17 protein-coding genes are annotated in these 18,004 nt (G+C 47.4%); 7 read left to right on the forward strand and 10 right to left on the reverse strand.

What is annotated here, in order from left to right; translation table 11 throughout:
• Window positions 1–33: 33 nt before the first annotated feature.
• The 7 genes from AB8S08_RS09790 to AB8S08_RS09820 form a co-directional block, all read right to left on the reverse strand.
• The gene (locus tag AB8S08_RS09790) at window positions 34–1,302 is read right to left on the reverse strand and encodes a tetratricopeptide repeat protein (protein ID WP_369742623.1); all 1,269 of its coding nucleotides are present in this window, start codon (window positions 1,300–1,302) and stop codon (window positions 34–36) included.
• 26 nt (window positions 1,303–1,328) lie between these two features.
• Entirely contained in the window at window positions 1,329–1,937 is a 609-nt protein-coding gene (locus tag AB8S08_RS09795; RefSeq protein WP_369742624.1) for an energy transducer TonB, read from the reverse strand.
• 2 nt (window positions 1,938–1,939) lie between these two features.
• A complete protein-coding gene (locus tag AB8S08_RS09800; RefSeq protein WP_110075798.1) occupies window positions 1,940–2,347 on the reverse strand; it encodes a biopolymer transporter ExbD in 408 nt (135 codons plus the stop codon).
• A 12-nt stretch (window positions 2,348–2,359) separates the two neighbouring features.
• Window positions 2,360–2,881, reverse strand: coding sequence for a MotA/TolQ/ExbB proton channel family protein (locus AB8S08_RS09805; RefSeq protein WP_153826222.1), 522 nt, complete (start codon window positions 2,879–2,881; stop codon window positions 2,360–2,362).
• Window positions 2,882–2,889: 8 nt separating this feature from the next.
• Window positions 2,890–4,257, reverse strand: coding sequence for a MotA/TolQ/ExbB proton channel family protein (locus tag AB8S08_RS09810; RefSeq protein ID WP_369742625.1), 1,368 nt, complete (start codon window positions 4,255–4,257; stop codon window positions 2,890–2,892).
• A 3-nt stretch (window positions 4,258–4,260) separates the two neighbouring features.
• Window positions 4,261–5,034 (reverse strand): DUF3450 domain-containing protein, encoded by a 774-nt coding sequence (locus AB8S08_RS09815; protein ID WP_110075801.1) that lies wholly within the window; start codon window positions 5,032–5,034, stop codon window positions 4,261–4,263.
• Between the two features lie 80 nt (window positions 5,035–5,114).
• The gene (locus tag AB8S08_RS09820) at window positions 5,115–6,377 is read right to left on the reverse strand and encodes a mechanosensitive ion channel family protein (protein ID WP_369742626.1); all 1,263 of its coding nucleotides are present in this window, start codon (window positions 6,375–6,377) and stop codon (window positions 5,115–5,117) included.
• A 183-nt stretch (window positions 6,378–6,560) separates the two neighbouring features.
• Here AB8S08_RS09820 and AB8S08_RS09825 point away from each other — a divergent pair, with 183 nt between their 5' ends.
• From AB8S08_RS09825 to AB8S08_RS09835, 3 genes are read left to right on the forward strand one after another with little or no spacing between them, the layout of a single operon-like run.
• Entirely contained in the window at window positions 6,561–8,303 is a 1,743-nt protein-coding gene (locus AB8S08_RS09825) for a sensor histidine kinase (protein WP_369742627.1), read from the forward strand.
• A 23-nt stretch (window positions 8,304–8,326) separates the two neighbouring features.
• Window positions 8,327–9,211, forward strand: coding sequence for a recombination-associated protein RdgC (gene rdgC, locus AB8S08_RS09830; RefSeq protein ID WP_369742628.1), 885 nt, complete (start codon window positions 8,327–8,329; stop codon window positions 9,209–9,211).
• A gap of 19 nt (window positions 9,212–9,230) precedes the next feature.
• A complete protein-coding gene (locus AB8S08_RS09835) occupies window positions 9,231–10,907 on the forward strand; it encodes a Zn-dependent hydrolase (protein ID WP_369742629.1) in 1,677 nt (558 codons plus the stop codon).
• On the opposite strand, the gene AB8S08_RS09840 is transcribed toward AB8S08_RS09835, so the two are convergent.
• Window positions 10,904–11,653 (reverse strand): tRNA1(Val) (adenine(37)-N6)-methyltransferase, encoded by a 750-nt coding sequence (locus tag AB8S08_RS09840; RefSeq protein ID WP_369742630.1) that lies wholly within the window; start codon window positions 11,651–11,653, stop codon window positions 10,904–10,906. The two genes, AB8S08_RS09835 and AB8S08_RS09840, sit on opposite strands and share 4 nt — an antisense overlap.
• Window positions 11,654–11,699: 46 nt before the next feature.
• On the opposite strand from AB8S08_RS09840, the gene srmB reads away from it, so the two are divergent.
• On the forward strand, window positions 11,700–12,914 hold the full coding sequence (srmB, locus tag AB8S08_RS09845) for an ATP-dependent RNA helicase SrmB (RefSeq protein WP_110075807.1): 1,215 nt from the start codon (window positions 11,700–11,702) through the stop codon (window positions 12,912–12,914).
• Window positions 12,915–12,955: 41 nt separating this feature from the next.
• Here the strand turns inward: srmB and AB8S08_RS09850 are convergent, their stop codons facing one another.
• Together AB8S08_RS09850 and thiI are read right to left on the reverse strand one after the other, a co-directional pair.
• The gene (locus AB8S08_RS09850) at window positions 12,956–13,327 is read right to left on the reverse strand and encodes a VanZ family protein (protein WP_369742631.1); all 372 of its coding nucleotides are present in this window, start codon (window positions 13,325–13,327) and stop codon (window positions 12,956–12,958) included.
• 19 nt (window positions 13,328–13,346) lie between these two features.
• Window positions 13,347–14,837 carry a tRNA uracil 4-sulfurtransferase ThiI gene (gene thiI, locus AB8S08_RS09855; protein ID WP_369742632.1) on the reverse strand — a complete coding sequence of 497 codons (1,491 nt, stop codon included), beginning with the start codon at window positions 14,835–14,837 and terminating at the stop codon, window positions 13,347–13,349.
• A gap of 116 nt (window positions 14,838–14,953) precedes the next feature.
• Between thiI and AB8S08_RS09860 the strand changes: the two genes are divergently transcribed.
• From AB8S08_RS09860 to dxs, 3 genes are read left to right on the forward strand one after another with little or no spacing between them, the layout of a single operon-like run.
• Window positions 14,954–15,187, forward strand: coding sequence for an exodeoxyribonuclease VII small subunit (locus tag AB8S08_RS09860; RefSeq protein ID WP_110075809.1), 234 nt, complete (start codon window positions 14,954–14,956; stop codon window positions 15,185–15,187).
• Window positions 15,184–16,071 (forward strand): (2E,6E)-farnesyl diphosphate synthase, encoded by an 888-nt coding sequence (gene ispA / locus AB8S08_RS09865; RefSeq protein WP_369742633.1) that lies wholly within the window; start codon window positions 15,184–15,186, stop codon window positions 16,069–16,071. Before AB8S08_RS09860 ends, ispA begins: the two co-directional genes overlap by 4 nt.
• A 4-nt stretch (window positions 16,072–16,075) precedes the next feature.
• Window positions 16,076–17,998 carry a 1-deoxy-D-xylulose-5-phosphate synthase gene (gene dxs, locus AB8S08_RS09870; protein WP_369742634.1) on the forward strand — a complete coding sequence of 641 codons (1,923 nt, stop codon included), beginning with the start codon at window positions 16,076–16,078 and terminating at the stop codon, window positions 17,996–17,998.
• Window positions 17,999–18,004 lie beyond the last annotated feature (6 nt).

An 18,004-nucleotide genomic window follows, 5' to 3' on the forward strand; every position in this document is an offset into this window, starting at 1 on the left:
TTTTCATTACCGTATGTCAGTTTTATGAAATAATCATGACCGATTTATTTCAGCTAACCGCTGCGCTTGTTCAAGTTCAGCTTCTGCATAACGTTGCCATTGGCTTGCGGTGCGCCGTGATTGCTCAAATTCTTTAGCACGTGCAAAAGCTTGCAACGCCGCATTGTAATTTTCTTGATTAAGTTCAGCCATGCCAATCACCAAGTGCATGGTGCCAGGTTGCTGCAGATTTCCCTTGGTTAGCGCAGCTCGCGCTGCAGCAATCGCTGCTTGATGACGCTCGGCATTGAGCAGCACAGTGGCACGTTGAGCGTCTAATTCACCGTCGTCACTAAGCTCAGCTGCCGCAGCTAAGGCTTCCACCGCTTTGTCAGTTTCACGCGCTGCTACCCAAGCTTGCGCCAACATCTTCAAATTGCGTAGGTTGCGCTCAACCTTCTGGTCTGCTAACGCTTGCTCTAACACTCGACCCGATTTATAGGGTAAATCACTGAAGAAATAAGTTTGTGCCAGGTTCAATAAGTCGGTGCCTTTAACCAAGAAGCCCTGTTGATAGGCTGCTTCTAACATCGCTAGTTGCTTGGCTTCTTCGCCTAGCTGACCATAAACTCCAGCTAGCTGAACCCAATATTCCGGCTTATTATACCAGCGCACCATCTGCTCTAAGACCTTGGCCACCTGGTCTGTTTGCTTCAACTCAAAATAAATGGCGCGTTGTAACACCAACCAGTTTTCTTCAGGAATCAGAGATTTATCAACAGCTTCATCAATCGCCTGAGTGATAGGCGTTAAAGCCGCCGCATAATCGCCCGCTTGGTAAAGCGCTTGGGCTTTTAACACAAAAGCTTTGCTATGCTGATCAACCGGCACCAACTGCTGCCAGCGCTCTAAATAACCTAGACTTTGCTGATAGTTACCTTGCCCCAGTGCCAGCTGCGCCAAGCTAAAAAGGGTATTTTGCTCGAGCGCTAACGGGAGTGCTTCTTCATCGACAACTTTAGCAAAGTAAACGATAGCTTGATCGATATTATCCTGGCCATAATGCATGTAGGCATAAAAATTCCACAACATGGCACGTTCATAGCTGTTCATGCTGCTTAGTTTTTGCTCCACCGCTTGCAATACTTGCAAACCTGCTGGCACATCACCTGCATCTGCGAGTTCTTGGGCACGGGCAAGTTGACTATAGACCTGTTCTCTTAGCGCAGGTGTTTTCTTACGCTCTTGAGCCCAGGCCGCTTGATTACTTGCTGCGGCTAACAGCACCGTGGCAATAATGGCTACTTTTAATAATTTACCCATAATAACTATCCTCACCATGCCCTTAGTTATCGGTCAATCGCAAACGTTAGGCGGTTTTGCACCCCAGCAACTTCCACTGCTTCGCCATTAACGACTCGGGGTTTGTATTTAAATTTCAGCACTGCATCTAAAGCAGCTTGATCAAAAATACTTTCAGGACTGGCTTCAACCACATAAGGGTCGCGCACCGTGCCTTGTTTGGTGACAGTAAATTCAACCACCACGTAGCCTTCAATCCCTCGTTGCAAAGCCCGGCGTGGGTACACAGCTTGTACTTTAACTATCGGTAAGTACTCACCATCGCTGGTATCTAAGCCAATACCGCCCGACAAGCCTGTATCAGCTTGAATATCTGCCGAGAAATCCATCGCGCCGGCGCTGCTATCCATATCGCTACTAGATAATTGCGGCTGAGGCATATCCGGTGGTGGTTGCTCTGGCTCTGGTGGTCGTTTGGGCTTACGTTCTTTCTGTTCCACCACTTCGTCAGGTTTGACGCGGACAAAGTCCAACACACTACCTTTAGGTGGTTCGCTCATAGCTCCCTCACCTCCGGCTATGAGTGATTGCATCAGATAGAACAGGCCCGCAGTTACCGCCAACGCCACCAACAATGCTGCGAAAAATCTAAGCATAACTATTCTTCTTGGGTTGCAATTGAAACATCAAAAACACCGGCAGCACGAGCTGCATCCATCACCTTGATCAAGGTTTCAGTAGTGGCTTTTTTGTCAGCTTGAATCACCACCGAACCTTGCGGATTTTCAGCATATAAACGCTCAATATTAGCTTGCACAGCACGTGCATCTACCTGGCGCTTGTTAATCCAAATCTCACCACTATCACTGATAGCTACCAGAATATTAGCGCGGTCTTTTTGCACCGCTGTGGCTGCTTCCGGACGGTTCACATCAATCCCTGACTCTTTTACAAAGCTGGCAGTCACAATAAAGAAAATCAGCATAATAAAGACCACGTCCAACATCGGGGTCATATCAATCTGCGCTTCTTCTTCATCCATCAAATTAGCAAAATGTTGTTTCATCAGAAATTACCTTTAGTGGTGTTCCAGCAAGAGTCGATCTTCAAGCTTTAAACGTTCGCGTTTTGCCGTGCGTTGGAGCCAGGTGGTCGCAAAAACCCCAGACAGTGCCCCAACCATGCCCGCCATGGTAGGTATGGTCGCTTTCGATACCCCAGCGGCCATCGACCTTGCATTACCGGTGCCAGCCACTGCCATCACATCAAAAACTTCAATCATGCCGGTCACAGTACCCATCAAGCCCAATAGCGGACACAAAGCCACCATGGCTTGTAACACGGCAAGATTGCCTCCTAGCGCCAGCGATACTCGAGAAATCATCGCTTGCCGTATTTGTTCCGCATTCCAAGACGACTTATCACTTCGTTGTTGCCAGTTTTGCACCGCCTGTTTAACTTGCTGACGATGCCCTTTGCTGTAGTAAAAGATCCGTTCCAGAATCATCAACCACATCACAAAAATCAGGACCCCGATAACCAGCAACACTTGGCCGCCGGTCTCGATAAAGTCTTGAATTGCACTATAGAACTCAACCATAAACATGATTACTGGCCTCGCTCAGAACGCTCCGCAATAATGCCTGACGCCTGCTCTTGTAATACGTGTACAATGTTGCGGCTACGGGTGTTAAGGGTGGCAAATAATAGTGTCATCGGAATTGCCACAACTAAGCCTAATACAGTGGTAACCAAGGCTTGCGAAATACCGCCAGCCATCAGTTTCGGGTCGCCGGTGCCAAACAAGGTGATGGCTTGGAAAGTATTAATCATACCGGTTACCGTACCTAGTAAGCCCATTAAAGGCGCGACCACTGAAATAATCTTGATAAAGGTTAGGTTGCGCGAGATTTTCGGAATTTCGCGTAAAATAGCTTCGCTGAGTTTGAGCTCTAAGGTCTCAGTATCAACATCAGGGTATTTCTGCTGTACCGCCATCACGCGGCCCAACGGATTATCTTGTTGCGGTGCCGACTGCTTTAACTGACGTTTAACTTTGCCGCCAACCAGGGTTAAGGTAACGAAGCGCTCCAGCGCAATTAGTAGGCCAATTGCACCTAGCGCCAAAATGATATAGCCCACAGTGCCGCCCTGATCGATACGTTCTTGTAAATCAGGGGCTTGGACTAACAGCCCAAGAATAGCTCCGCCGGTAGGATCTAAACCAAAGGTAACTGGGTTTTGTTGCGCTTGCTGCAACTGTTCCGCACTAGATAAATAGCGCGCTGCCGGCTGACGAACTAGTTCTGCGACTGTGTCAGTGCCCGGCACAAGCTCTAGGTATTTGCCATCAGCAACCATGTTGAAAGCGCCCACCCGAACGACCGGCTTCACCACTTTCTCACCATTGGCTAGGGTGACACTGGTTTCAAACTGACTCACTTTACCGGTTTCAGTCATTTCTTGTAGTAAAGCTAACCAAACCGATTCAATTTCTTCGATAGATGCCAACTTAGATGCTGATCCCATTTTTTGCGCTAAATCGGCTAATTGATCACTGCGCCCTGGATATTCAACGGACACATAAGAGGATTGCAATTTACTGCTGGCATCGCCGGCAACCTGCTGTAACACCCCGAACAGCTCACGCAATGACCCCATCCGCTGAGTAAGGGTATCGGTTAGATTGGCTAACGCGACTTCGTTTTGCTCAAAGTTGGTTTCTAATTGCTCACTTAAACGTTCAAGTTGGTCTCGTTTCGCTATGGCTTCGCGCAAGATTTGTGCTTGCTGATCTGCCTGTGCTTGAAAACGCGCTTCGCGTTCTTGGTTTTCTTTTGACTGCGAGAACTGTCCTTGCTGCAACTGCTGCAACAACTGGTCTAAGTTAATCGGCTCTTGTGGGCTAACGATTGGAGCCGCCGCTAACGATGTTGATAACAATAGCGCTACGACGCCAAGCAAATGTTTCATCATGGCTTATTCTCCCGCCGCTAATTCAGAGGTAAAAATAGGAAGCATCAGTAAGTCTGGGGCTAGCTGCTTGCGCGCAATACGTAAGGCTTCTTGCACGGCACTTTGGTGGCTCGAATCAAGCGATTGCCACTGGCGTTGCTGTTGATTCCATAAACCTAACGCACTGCCATCGCGGGTTTTGTAGATCAGGGCGGTGCGACCGATACGTAAAAACTCGACGTCTTGAACCTGTCCAGCTACGTCCATTTCACCATTGTAGGCTTCAATATTACGGCCGTAATCTGCTTCAATTTGGTAGGCTTCCATCACCCGCCGAAATTTCTCAGAAACATCCACGTCAGCGCGGTCCATCAAATCACGCAAGCCAGCCACCCGTTCAGCTCGCTCGGTAGGTAAAAATGGCACATCAAGCTCAACAAAAGCAGCTAAGGCATCAATCATGCGTAACATCAACGGAGTAATTTGTCGTTCAACCACGCTTACTTCATCAATAGAAGCATTCAGCTCAGCTTGTTCGTTCTGTTGCGCTTGCAATTGCTTTTCCAACTGCATGGTATAAACCTCTAGCCCCTCTATTTGGCGACTAATCTGCTTATACTGAGCCATACGCTCTTGAGTGGTATCAGCAATCTTTTCGATGGTGAGTTGAGAATTTTTAGCGGCTGAGTTAATGGCATTAGCAGCATCAACAACCGGCTCGAGAGATTTATCTTGGGCAATTGCAGGTACAGCAAGGAGAGCTGCTGCAATCACCGAAAGACCAAAGGAAAGTTTCATAACAGTACCTTGCGCATGTCAGGATTGATGGGCGCAAGATACTGCAAAAATATGACAGCTTAGTGACTCTAATATGTCACTTATGTTTCAGTGTGACGGTTTTGTTTAAGTTGCGTGACCATTTCGCGCATATCCACCCCACTAGGATGTTGAAATACCCGTAAGCCAAATTCAGGCAGAATCGAAATCAAATGGTCAAAAATATCGGACTGAATGCCTTCATAAGCAACCCATTCGGTTGTTGCAGTAAAACAATAGACTTCTAACGGTAAGCCATCTGCGGTTGGATTGAGTTGGCGCACCATCAGCGTCATCTGTTGATGAATACGCGGGTGATTCTTCAAATAGTTTAAGCAATAAGCACGAAAAGTACCTATGTTACTAATGCGGCGGGTGTTGACCGGCTCTTTACCTTCTTCTTTGAGCTTTTGGTTCCACTCATCAATCTCTTGCTGTTTATTGGCAAGGTAGTCTTTCAAGAGACGGAAGCGGCGCAGCCCCTGTAACTCATCTTTCGTTAAAAAGTGTACACTATTCTGATCCAACATCAGACTACGCTTAATACGGCGCCCACCGGACTCTTGCATGCCACGCCAGTTTTTAAAGGGATCCGAAATAAAGCGCTTAGTAGGAATAGTCGAAATGGTTTTATCCCAGTTCTGAACCTTAACCGTATGCAAAGCGATGTCAATCACATCACCATCGACATTCAAGTTAGGCATTTCTACCCAGTCACCGACGCGAATGATGTCGTTTGAAGAAATTTGTACGCTTGCCACCAGAGATAGCAAGGTATCCTGAAACACCAACATCAATACCGCTGCCATGGCGCCTAAGCCCGATAGCAAGATCACTGGGGATTTATCAATCAACGCAGCTATCACTAAAATAGTGGCAATGGCATAAATAGCTATCGTAACAACCTGCAAATACCCTTTGATGGGGCGTTCGTGTGCATCCGGTTGGCGCTCATAAAGCGTATTAATCACATTGAGCACGCCACTAATGGCACGCGCTATAGTCAATACAATAAAGGCTTTGCTGACATTACTGACGACTATGGCGGCAGCCTCAGGTAATCCTGGCACCGAAAAGATACCGTAGGACAACACCAACGCTGGCACCACATGCGAAATACGCGCAATCACATTTCGCTCTAACAACTCCCTATCTTTACCGGCGGGAGTATAAGTCATCACGGTAAGCACACCGCGTAACAGTACTTTTTTGACAATAAAATTTGCTAACCAGGCACCGATTAAAAGCAAGCTCAACTTCACTAACGTATCCATGTCTGGATGCTCCGTTAGCCAAGTTTGTATCTGCTCTAAATATTTCTCCATGGTGGAACCTTCCTGTCTGGTTAGTTGATATTTATAGTATTCCGCAAAGCACACATACTAGCAAGCCAACCGCTGGCTGTAACTGTAAACTGAGTGCAAAAAGCTAGGTCCGTAGGGGTCACTTAGGATTGCGAAACCAACCCAGATCATTTACCTTGAAGGAAAGCATTCTCGGAACCCTGCATGTCAACATCAAGTATTTCAAAATCACTGTTAACCAGCGTCTTGTCTGTGTACTTTGTACTGACATTGCTGGTCACCTCTATCCAAGTGGTGGGTGAATATTTTGATACTAAGTCGGTGTTAATCCAAGAATTACAGAATCAGCAGAGCACCTTTAGTTATCCCTTGGCACGCTCTTTGTGGGAATATAACTCACCACAAATTGATGCCATTGCTGACGGCCTTATCAATATTCCGGCCATTGCGGGCCTAATTATTCGTGACGACACTGGCAAAGTGGTGATTGAGCTCGGCCAAACCATCCCTATCTCACAATTGCCAAATGGCCCTACTGAAGCCTTTGAACTAAATGAACGCGATGGCGTCTTTGGCTATTTTTCTACCCTAGTTTTTGAATTTTCTGGCGATTCAACGCTGGTCGGTGATGTAACTTTGTTTTCAACGCGCGACATTGCCATCGAACGTATCAAAGTCAGCTTGTACTTTATTATTGGCAGTGCCTTGATTAAGAGTACTTTTCTGATCTTACTGTTCAGCTTAGCTTTTAGCCGCATGCTCAACCGCCCTATGGCAGATTTAATCGATCAAATTAAAAACTTCCGCCTGGATGACCTCGAGCATTCAAAAGTTCACCTACGTGATCAACGTAACACTGAGTTTGTTTTATTAGAGCAAGCCTACAATCAACTCATTGATACCCTTTACGACTATCAAGAGGGTTTGCAACAAACCGAACAGCAACTGTTGCAAGCAAACAAGAAGCTAGACGAGCAAAACAATATACTAGAGCAAGAAGTCGCCCGTAAAACCAGCAACATTACGCGTATTGTGATTGATTTAGAACGGCGCAAACATGAACTTGAAACCCGCCAAGATTCTTTGGAAAACGAAATTCGTCAACGTCAAGCGGTCGAGTCTGAGTTACGAAAAACTAATCAGCGTCTTCAAACATCATTAAGTGCTCTAGAACGAGCCCAAGATCAACTGTTAGAATCTGAAAAAATGGCTTCGCTAGGAGGCTTAGTGGCGGGTATTACGCACGATGTGAACACCCCTATTGGGGTGTCGGTAACGGCTGCTACCCTAATTCGCGATCGCTTGCTAGATACCGAGCAAGCGCTGCACAATCGTGAACTTACGCAAACGCAACTAGAAAACTTCCTAGCCCAAGGCAAAGAAGCATTAAACGTGGTTGAACGCAACTTAGCCCGAGCTTCTGACTTGATTTCTAGCTTCAAACAAGTTGCCGTGGATCAAACCTCTGAAGCCACTCGTGATATTAATATTAAAGCTTACCTAACTGATGTGATTCAGGCCTTACAGCCGCAATTACGTCATACTGAACACAGGATTAGCATAACTTGCCCTGACCATCTCGAGGCACGTTGTCCTGCCGGTGCTTTAGCACAGATTTTTACTAATTTAATCATGAACTCAGTTATCCATGGTTTTGAAGCCACGCCCAAAGGTAACATAGACATTATGATTACCCGCAGCCAAGATCGCTTGCACGTTATCTATCAAGATAACGGCAAAGGCCTTGACCAGCAGCAATTAAAGCAATTATTTGACCCTTTCTTTACCACTAAGCAAAAGCAAGGTGGTAGTGGGTTAGGAACGCACATTGTGCGTAATTTAGTAACGCAAACGTTAGCCGGTGAGATTCGTGCTGAAAGTGCTCCTAACCAAGGGTTACGCTACGTTATTGAGTTTCCGCTGACGTTTCTTGACCCCACCGAGTAACCTAATACATACAAGGATCTATTATGTGGTTCCGTAACTTACGGATTTATACCTTAGGCGATGATTTTAGCCTTCCTGACAACCTTGACGAGCGCCTGCAGCAGCATCCATTTCGTGCTTGCGGCCGCCAAGAGCTCGCCAGTTTCGGCTGGACCTCCCCCTTTGGCACCGCGCATGAGGTGCTATCGCACCAAATTGGCAACAGCTATCTATTTTGTGCCCGTAAAGAAGAAAAAGTGCTACCCAGCGCAGTTATTCAGGCCCAACTAGAAGAAGCTTTAGAACACATTGAAGCAGAACAAGGCCGTAAAGTTGTCGGCAAAGAAAAACAGAATCTCAAAGAAGACATTACGCAACGCTTGTTACCTCAAGCCTTTAGCCGTTTTCGCAATACTTGGGGGATGTTGGATACCGACTTAGGGATTGTGGTGGTAGATGCTTCAGCAGCCAACAAAGCAGAAGATTTCCTTGGCTTGCTGCGCAGTAGCTTAGGGAGCTTACCGGTAAAACCTTGGTTTTGTGAACAGCCAACGGAGCTCTACTTTACCGAATGGTTAAAGCAAGCTGAAATTGCACCCGGCTTTACTTTCGGCGCTGAAGTTGAGCTGCGTGATAGCGACGATGGTATTGTGCGTTACCGTCAACACGAACTAACCGGAACTGAAATCGAGACCCATTTGGCACATGGTAAACAAGCCACTAAAATAGCGCTAGAATGGCAACAGCGGGTGAACTTTGTGTTGGAACAAGATCTAGCAATCAAACGTTTTAAACCTACCGATCTGATGTTGGATGAACAAGATAAACTGGTAGATGCCACTGCAGAGCAGAAGATTGACGCAGACTTTGCGCTATTAAGTGGCGAAATTAAAGCCATATTCCCGCAGTTAGTCGGTTTATTTAAATAACATATATCAAGGACCAGTCATGAAACCAATCACCCTTGCTCTGTCTAGCTTAGCCCTTGCCACCAGCCTAGCTTTGGCCGGCTGCAGCGAGCCAGCGCCAGTAAAAAAAGCCAATAGTGACCAGGTTACCGCTAGTCTAGTAAGCGGCGCCGAGCAGCGTTTAGATATTTATTACCCGATGGACCTCACCGCGGATTTGAGTCATTTAACCGACCGCCAACGTCATATGGTGGAACTGCTAATAGAAGCCTCTGAGATCATGGATGACTTATTTTGGCAACAAGCTTACGCCGGTGATAAGGACCAATTACTAAGCCAATTGGATGACAGCAAGGTTAAACGCTTTACTGAAATCAACTATGGCCCCTGGGATAGATTAAATAACGATCAACCTTTTCTGACTGGGTTTGCGGATAAACCTGCTGGGGCTAACTTTTATCCGGCCGACATGACGAAAGCCGAATTTGAGGCGGCGGACTTCGCTGGCAAGATAGACCTATACACGCTGGTTCGTCGCGATGCTGTGGGTAAACTCTACGCGCTGCCTTACAATGAAGCGTACCGCGAGCAGTTAACGCAAGCCGCTGAACTGCTGCGCGAAGCGGCTGAATTTGCCCAAGATCCTCAGTTTAAGCAATACCTAGAAATGCGCGCCGACGCTTTTTTAAGTAACGAGTATCAAGCCTCTGATTTTGCTTGGATGGATATGACCGAGAATATGGTTGATGTGGTTATTGGCCCTATCGAGAGCTACGAAGATCAACTGTACGGCTATCGTGCTGCGTTTGAGTCATATGTACTGATCAAAGACTTAGCTTGGAGTGAGCGTTTAGCCATTTATGCTCAGCATTTGCCAGAATTACAACGTAATCTCCCCGTACCAGCGGCTTATAAAGCTGAAGTACCTGGTGCAGGTGCGCAACTGAATGCCTATGACGTGGTGTATTATGCCGGCCATTCTAATGCCGGTAGCAAAACCATTGCGATTAATTTACCGAACGATGAGCAAGTTCAGTTAGAAAAAGGAACCCGGCGGTTACAACTAAAAAATGCAATGCGCGCCAAGTTTGACGCCATTTTGGTTCCTATTGCTGAGCAGTTGATTGTGCCAGAGCAACGCCAACACATCACGTTTGATGCGTTTTTTGCCAACACCATGTTCCACGAGGTGGCACACGGACTAGGGATTAAGAATCTGGTTAATGCTTCGGGTACTGTTCGTGAAGCACTGAAAGAGCATGCATCAGCGCTCGAAGAAGGCAAAGCCGATATTCTTGGTTTGTATATGGTCACTCAGTTGCTTGAAGCTGGCGTGATCACGGAAGGTACCCTCGAGGATTATTACACTACTTTCTTAGCTGGTATTTTCCGTTCGGTTCGCTTTGGTGCTTCGAGTGCTCATGGTAAAGCCAATATGATTCGCTTCAATTACTTTGAGCAAGCCGGTGCCTTTAGCCGTAATGCCGATGGTTTGTATTCGGTCAATATGGATGCCATGCGCAGCGCCATGAACAGCCTTTCAGAGAAAATTCTGACCTTACAAGGTGATGGCGATTACGCAGGGGTGGGTGAGTTATTTGACACCATGGGTAACGTAGGCCCGCAATTACAAGCTGATTTAGACCGGTTGGCTGCTGCTGACATTCCAGTAGATATCACCTTTAATCAAGGTAATCATGTGCTTGGCTTGAATTAGTTCAAGTAAAATGCACCGGTGAGTTGTTTAAACTCATCGGTGTATTGATTGGTTTGATTACGAATACAAAGCTGCTGTGGCGGGGGTAAGCCCCTTTGGTTCCCCCGCTGCAATTCAATCAACAGCAAGCGTGCCGGCTTATTCGGCGTTGCTTGAACTTCGCAATAACGGCTCACTTGCAGCTGCACAGAGCTTGCTGCCGTTAGAATAGCCGACCAGGCTAGCACTGGGGCAATGAAGCTGACTCGCCCCGTTGCCGTTAGTACGTGGCTCGCCGCCTGTAACCAATCTGACCAAACCGCTCCTTGCCCTTGGCGCGCCAAGCGTCGCTGTTGATTATCACTAGCCAAGTGAGCTGCAAAATAAGGTGGATTAAAAATCACATGAGCAAATTGTGCCGGCAGCTTGCTAGCATCATCTTGTTCAGTAGCTGCGGCATAGCTAGCGTGATGAACACACCAATTCACCACCTCGGCCTGCTCTACCTGCACGACTTGCGGCCATGGGCTAGCTGCCACATTGGTTCGCGCTTGCGCTGCAGCAGCAGCATCTAATTCTAGTGCCACCACAGGTGCAGCCCCTCGTTGCGCCATCATCAATGCCAAAATACCACAACCACAGCCGAGATCTAAGGTGGCTTCATGGGGCTGAACGACAGCCCAAGACCCTAGTAAAAGACTATCAGTGCTAACTTTCATCGCACAGTGATCATCTTTGAGGTAAAATTGTCGGCATTGAAAACTCATTTGTCTTTTTGACTCCGCGCTAAGGCGCTTTGCACAGGATAGGATCATGACACCCGATTGGGAACAACTCGAACTCGATGACGAACTCATCGATGTGCTGCGTGCCGCAGACATTAACAAGCCTGCAAAAGTACAGCAAGCAGTTATTCCAGCCGCCTTACGTGGTCAAGACTTACTCGTAAGTTCGCCTACGGGCACCGGCAAAACCCTCGCATTTTTGCTGCCAGCCTTGCAACATCTACTGGATTTTCCACGCCGTAAACCGGGCTCAGCGCGAGTGCTTATTTTAGCGCCCACTCGTGAGCTAGCTCAACAAATTGCCGAACAAGCCGATGCATTTAATGAAACCACAGAGCTTAGCACCGTATTAATTACTGGCGGCGTCAATTATGGTAGTCAACATGCCCAACTCGAAGCTAACCATGACATTTTAGTAGCAACACCTGGGCGTTTACTTGATCTTATTGGAGCTGACCAATACGAACTCGATAACGTGGAGTGGCTGATTATTGATGAAGCCGATCGGATGTTGGACATGGGCTTCAGTACTGCAGTGAAACAATTGGTTAACGAAGCGCGTCAACTTCAGCAAACCATGTTGTTTTCAGCCACTCTTGAAAGCCCAGGGGTGACCAAGTTCTCTGCGGAAATTCAAAAAGAGCCGGAGCTCTTAACCATTGAGCCGCCCAAACGCGAAAAAGGTAAAATTCTACAGCGCTGGTATCAAGCTGATGATGCGGCACATAAACTTAAACTGCTGGTTCGTATTTTAGAAACGACACCGGGGCGGCGGGTGATTTTTGTGCGTACTCGTGAAAAAGTAGAAGAGCTAGCCGGTAAGCTTCAGCAACAAGGTTTTAAAGTGATGACCCTGCGTGGCGACATGCCACAAGATGCACGCCAGCAAATTATTGCACGCATGGAAACCTACAACGACAGTATTTTGATAGCGACTGATGTAGCTGCTCGTGGTCTTGATATTGAAGATATCGAGTTGGTAGTTAACTTAGATTTACCCAAACAAGCCGATGTATACCTGCATCGGATTGGTCGTACCGGTCGTGCCGGTAAGAGCGGTTTAGCTATCGCTATTGTTGAAGCCCATGATGCTGATTTACTGGGTAGGATTGAGCGCTATCAGAAAGTGAAGATGGAACGGCGGGTGTTTGACGATCTGCGCCCTCAGTTTAAGTTTCCGATGCCAGGTAAGAGCAAGAAGAAGAAGGCCAAGAAGAAAGCCGCTGCAACGAAGAAGAAATAATTAAAAAGCCCTTAACCACCAAGTTAAGGGCTTTTTTTATGCTAAGAACTAACTTGTTGGTTGCGCTTACGTTTACGCTCAAAACGCCACCAAAATAAACCGTAATAGCTAACAGCTCCGGCCGCATCAGCTAATAAATCGCCAGCACTGGCACTTCGATAAGGCAACAGGTGTTGTGCCCACTCAATGGCTAACCCGTACAGCGTAAGGACCACTAGGGCGGCACCGATAGGAATAGGAAATGCACGATGAAAGGTCAGTGCTAACACAAAAAATGCAGCAAAGTGCACGACTTTATCGGCATGTTCAAAGCGCGGTATACCGCCCGTTGATACCTGCATCAAAAAAGCCATCGACAAAGCAATTAAGACCATCACAAAGACAATTCTGGCCACCACTAATTTTGTTGTCATGCATCCTATCCTTAGACTCTTAAGGTTTATAAATAGCTACGTTTTGGTAGCCTTGCTCCTGTAAATAGAGTGCCTGTAGCTGACTCATTACGCCTTTTTCACAGTACAGCAAATAAGTAATATCCGGATCAAGCTCAGCAAATTTAGTCGCTAACTTAAAAAATGGAATATGTCGTACCGTGATACTGGCATCCGTCGCCACAAAAGGTTTCAACTCAGCTTCATCGGCGGCACGAATATCGATGATCTCACACTGCCCGGCGGCTGCTACGGTTAAGCTCGCGACTGCGGTCACTGCTGCCGCAGCTTGCTCGCCAATGGTGCTCACATCAAGCACTCCCGACTGGCGCACCACTTGTTGAATCAACTCAGGGTTAAGCTCTGCTTCTGCCGCTAATAATGCATCGCGCTGAGCTTTCACTGTCGGCTTGTTAGAAATCACACCACAGTATTCTGGCATACTTTTGGCAAAATCGGCGGTACCAATTTGTTGCGCAATGTTAATGATTTCTTGTTTGTCCATGGTAATCAATGGGCGCAACACCAACTTCTGGGTCGCCTCATCAATGACACTTAAGTTACTCAGCGTTTGGCTAGAAACTTGCCCTAAAGCTTCACCGGTAACAATGGCCGCAGTATTGAGTTTATCTGCGACCAGCTCAGCTGCTCGTAACATTTGGCGTTTAAGCACTACCCCCATCAAGCCGTTGTCGACCTTGGTTAAAATTTCTTCTACCACAGGCGCGAAATCGATGCTGATAAATTTTAATGGATGAGAGCTGGCGTATTTTTGCCACAGGTAATAGGCTGTTTGTCGTACCCCAGTTTCATGCTGAGCGCCACCAAGATTAAAAAAGCAAAAATGGACCCGTGCACCGCGCCGTAATAATTGAAAACTGGCGACACTAGAATCAAAGCCTCCTGATAACAAACTTAATACGGTTTCTTGGGTGGGTAACGGAAAGCCGCCTAAGCCAGCTTGTTTAGTACCAAAAATCCGTACGATATCTTGGTCTACTTCAATCCGCACATCAATGTCAGGCCGACCTAAATTGACCTTGGTACCAGCCACCTGTTGTAATACGGCGCCACCGATGTAACGTTCTAAATCGATCGAACGAAAGCTATGAGTGCCCTTGCGCTTAACTCGCACCGCAAAGCTCTTGTGCGCTAATTCCGGCCCCCAAACTTGCAACAGGGTTGGCACCATGGCGGCAAAATCAGCCTGTCCGTCCGCTTCACTAAGAGGTAGCTCGTACGAGCGGCTAAACCAGGCAATTCCTGGCACACATTGCAGCAGCTGACTGATGTGCTCGGCCGCGGCCTGTTCATCGGCTACGCCTTCGGCCACCACAATTTCGATACGATCCCAACACCAAATGACTTTGGCGTCTAGTTGATTACGGCGCAAGATGCTTTTCAGGTTATTTACCAGAACTTTGCCATAGCGCTTACGAACGCCTTTACTTTTGATGGTGATTTCAGCGTGCAGTCGAACAATAAATTTCATGATATTTTGGGGGGCCTAAGCTTAAAAATCGGGCATTATACCTGATTTGACCCTACTGCGGAATCAAGGTAACTTGTGCGCCATACATCTATCACCAGCAACAGCGATGAATCACCATGAGCGACGTTTCATTTGAGCAAGCGATAAAACAGTTAGAACAAATAGTTGTGCAACTTGAACAAGGCGATTTGCCTCTAGAGCAAGCCTTAGCGCAATTTGAACAAGCGGTAAAATTATCCCGTTTAAGCCAACAAAAATTACAGCAAGCCGAACAGAAAGTAAGTCAACTACTGGCCCAACAAGGTCAGGAGCAATTAGCTGAGTTCAAACCGCAAGAGGATAATGTGTGAACCTTAGCCAAGTGTTAGCACAAACACGGGCTGATATTAATCAGCAACTTGAACAGTTGTTACAACAACGCCAGGCGGTTGCGGCACCATTAAATAAGGCGATGCACTACGCCTTAGTGCTAGGCGGCAAGCGGGTACGACCTTTCTTGACCTTACAGGTGGGAGCCATCTGTGGGGCGCCAATGGCGATGCTACAACGAGCCAGTTTAGCTATTGAATGCATCCATGCCTATTCATTAGTACACGATGATTTACCGGCGATGGACGATGATGCCCTGCGCCGTGGCCATCCTACCTGCCATATTGCGTTTGATGAAGCTACCGCAATTTTAGCTGGTGATGCCCTACAAACCTTAGCTTTTGAGCTCATTAGTGAGGCTGATGCAGCAGTAGCGCCAGCCCAACAATTACAAATGGTACAGATGCTTGCGCAGGCTAGTGGCGACTTAGGTATGTGCGGTGGTCAAGCGCTCGATTTAAGTGCTACCGGTAAAGCCCTCAGCGAAACCGAATTAGCTCAGGTTCACATTCATAAAACGGGTGCATTGATTCAAGCAGCGGTAAAACTGGGGGTGCTGTGTGGCAGCCCTGCCGCACAGCACTATTTGGCCGATTTTGACGAATTCGCCTATAACCTCGGCTTAGCCTTTCAGGTTCAGGATGATATTTTAGACGTGATTGGTGATACCGTCGCGCTAGGTAAACAGCAAGGTAGTGATGTAGCTGCAGATAAAGCGACTTATGTCCGCCTGTTGGGTCTAGAGGGTGCGATTGAACGACGTGACCAACTGCATCAGAAAGCACTTCATGCCTTGGCGAGAATCCCTTACAATACCGAAGTATTGGAAGCATTTGCAGATCACCTGCTAAACCGGAATCATTAACATCATGACGTCTTCACGTAAGCCAGCATCACCTAATGCACCAGCAGCTAGCCAGCGCGCTGGGGCTGCTAGTTTGTTAGATCACATCGACACGCCTGCCGATTTAAGGCTATTAAGCCCGCGGCAACTGCCACAAGTGTGTGCTGAGGTACGTGAATACCTGCTTAACTCAGTGAGTCAAAGTAGCGGTCATTTAGCGTCAGGGTTAGGCACGGTAGAACTGACAGTAGCCTTGCACTATGTCTATCAAACGCCCTACGACCAATTGGTCTGGGATGTTGGTCATCAAGCCTATCCGCACAAAATTCTGACCGGCCGCAAACAGCAATTGCCGACCATTCGCCAAAAAGACGGTTTGCATCCCTTCCCATGGCGTCCTGAAAGTGAATACGACACTTTAAGTGTCGGGCACTCTAGTACTTCTATTAGTGCGGCCTTAGGCATGGCGATTGCAGCTCAGCGCGAGCAGAATAATCAAAAAGTGGTGGCGGTTATTGGTGACGGCGCCATGACTGCCGGTATGGCTTTTGAAGCCATGAATCATGCTGGTGATATCAAACCTGATATGCTGGTGATTCTGAATGACAACGACATGTCTATTTCAGAAAACGTGGGTGCGCTGAATAATCACTTAGCACGAGTGCTTTCGGGTAAGGTGTATACCTCTATTCGTGAAAGCGGTAAAAAGCTTCTGCAAGGCATGCCAGGCATTCAGCATCTTGCCAGCCGAGCCGAAGAACATATGAAAGGCATGGTCGCACCCGGCACGATTTTTGAAGAATTAGGGTTTAACTACATTGGGCCTATTGATGGTCACGATGTTAACTTACTGGTAGAAACCCTACAGAATATGCGCAACCTTAAGGGGCCACAGTTTTTGCATGTGGTAACTCGTAAAGGCAAAGGTTATGCGCCGGCAGAGAAAGATCCTATTGGCTATCATGGCGTGCCTAAGTTTGACCCGAGTCAAACCTCTTTACCGAGCAAGCCAGCCTCAACGCCATCGTATTCACAAGTTTTTGGCGATTGGCTGTGCGAAATGGCCGCACAGGATGACAAGCTGATGGCAGTCACTCCCGCGATGCGCGAAGGTTCAGGCATGGTTGCCTTTTCTCAACGTTATCCGCATCAGTATTTTGATGTCGCCATTGCCGAGCAACACGCGGTGACCTTTGCTGCGGGGTTAGCTATCGGTGGTTACAATCCGGTAGTAGCTATTTACTCAACCTTCTTACAGCGTGCCTACGACCAACTTATTCATGACGTTGCCCTGCAACAGTTACCGGTATTATTTGCTATTGATAGAGCCGGCATTGTTGGTGCTGACGGCCCTACTCACCAAGGTGCTTTTGACATCAGCTTTATGCGTTGTATTCCTAACTTGGTGATCATGACCCCAAGTGACGAAAATGAATGCCGTAATATGCTGTATACCGGCCATTTACTGCAACAACCAGCCGCTGTACGTTATCCCCGCGGCAATGGTACTGGCGTTGCCATGGACGAGAGCATGCAGCAGTTACCTCTGGGTAAAGGCAGAATTGTTCGTTCTGGAAAACGCATTGCCTTGTTGAATTTTGGTACCTTATTAGCCGAAGTCATGACCTGTGCTGAGGAGTTAGATGCAACGGTTGCTGACATGCGCTTTGTCAAACCACTAGACACCGAGCTGCTTGATCAGTTAGCCGCCAGCCATGATCTTTTAGTGAGTGTCGAAGAGAACGTCGTGGCCGGTGGTGCCGGTTCAGCCATCCTTGAATACTTTGCCGCGCAGCCCGCAAGTAGCAACCAGCAGCGTGCACGAGTATTACCAATAGGCTTACCAGATGAGTTTATTAAGCATGGTACGCAAGCTGAAATCATGGCCGAATTAGGCTTAGATGCAGCTGGTATGATGGCTCAAATCAAACGCTGTTTAGGTGACTAATTAGCA

This window comes from Pseudidiomarina sp. PP-1MA (assembly GCF_041200125.1).
Taxonomy (GTDB): domain Bacteria; phylum Pseudomonadota; class Gammaproteobacteria; order Enterobacterales; family Alteromonadaceae; genus Pseudidiomarina; species Pseudidiomarina fusca.

Coding starts and splice junctions, on each gene's coding strand:
- AB8S08_RS09790 (WP_369742623.1), bottom strand. CDS start 1,302: ATGGGTAAATTATTAAAAGTAGCCATTATTGCCACGGTGCTGTTAGCC.
- AB8S08_RS09795 (WP_369742624.1), bottom strand. CDS start 1,937: ATGCTTAGATTTTTCGCAGCATTGTTGGTGGCGTTGGCGGTAACTGCG.
- AB8S08_RS09800 (WP_110075798.1), bottom strand. CDS start 2,347: ATGAAACAACATTTTGCTAATTTGATGGATGAAGAAGAAGCGCAGATT.
- AB8S08_RS09805 (WP_153826222.1), bottom strand. CDS start 2,881: ATGGTTGAGTTCTATAGTGCAATTCAAGACTTTATCGAGACCGGCGGC.
- AB8S08_RS09810 (WP_369742625.1), bottom strand. CDS start 4,257: ATGATGAAACATTTGCTTGGCGTCGTAGCGCTATTGTTATCAACATCG.
- AB8S08_RS09815 (WP_110075801.1), bottom strand. CDS start 5,034: ATGAAACTTTCCTTTGGTCTTTCGGTGATTGCAGCAGCTCTCCTTGCT.
- AB8S08_RS09820 (WP_369742626.1), bottom strand. CDS start 6,377: ATGGAGAAATATTTAGAGCAGATACAAACTTGGCTAACGGAGCATCCA.
- AB8S08_RS09825 (WP_369742627.1), top strand. CDS start 6,561: ATGTCAACATCAAGTATTTCAAAATCACTGTTAACCAGCGTCTTGTCT.
- rdgC (WP_369742628.1), top strand. CDS start 8,327: ATGTGGTTCCGTAACTTACGGATTTATACCTTAGGCGATGATTTTAGC.
- AB8S08_RS09835 (WP_369742629.1), top strand. CDS start 9,231: ATGAAACCAATCACCCTTGCTCTGTCTAGCTTAGCCCTTGCCACCAGC.
- AB8S08_RS09840 (WP_369742630.1), bottom strand. CDS start 11,653: ATGAGTTTTCAATGCCGACAATTTTACCTCAAAGATGATCACTGTGCG.
- srmB (WP_110075807.1), top strand. CDS start 11,700: ATGACACCCGATTGGGAACAACTCGAACTCGATGACGAACTCATCGAT.
- AB8S08_RS09850 (WP_369742631.1), bottom strand. CDS start 13,327: ATGACAACAAAATTAGTGGTGGCCAGAATTGTCTTTGTGATGGTCTTA.
- thiI (WP_369742632.1), bottom strand. CDS start 14,837: ATGAAATTTATTGTTCGACTGCACGCTGAAATCACCATCAAAAGTAAA.
- AB8S08_RS09860 (WP_110075809.1), top strand. CDS start 14,954: ATGAGCGACGTTTCATTTGAGCAAGCGATAAAACAGTTAGAACAAATA.
- dxs (WP_369742634.1), top strand. CDS start 16,076: ATGACGTCTTCACGTAAGCCAGCATCACCTAATGCACCAGCAGCTAGC.